Raw genomic sequence first — 392 nt, forward strand, 5'->3', positions numbered from 1 at the left:
TTTTTTCCTTTTCCCTCCCCTTTTCTCCCTTCTTTTTTTTCTTTCTTTTTTCTTCTCTTCCTTCCCTCTTTCCTTCTTTTTTCCTTTTTTCCTTTCCTCTCTTTTCCTCTCCCCTTTCTCTTTCTCCTTCTTTTCTCCTTTCTTTTCCTTTCCTTTCTTTTCCCTCCTTCTCTTTCTTTCTTTTCTCTTCCTTTTTCTCTTCTTTCTTCCCTCTTCTTCTTCCTCTTCTTCTTTCTTCTTCTCTCTTCCCTCCCTCTTCCTCTTCCCTCCCCCCCTTTTTTTCCCCCTCTTCTTTTTCTTTTTCCTTTCCTTCCCCTCCCTTTTCCTTCTTTTTCTTTTTTTTCTTTTTTTTTTCCCCCCTTCTTCCCTTTTCTCCTCTTTCCCCTTTTCTT

Annotated in this window: 1 protein-coding gene; it reads right to left on the reverse strand. The window is 39.3% G+C overall.

Annotation, left to right across the window (positions count from 1 at the left end):
* Positions 1 to 392: hypothetical protein (locus KH400_RS29935; RefSeq protein WP_217228230.1), on the reverse strand; the 392-nt coding region annotated here is incomplete at both ends.

The sequence above is a fragment of the Desertibacillus haloalkaliphilus genome, assembly GCF_019039105.1.
Lineage (GTDB): Bacteria > Bacillota > Bacilli > Bacillales > KJ1-10-99 > Desertibacillus > Desertibacillus haloalkaliphilus.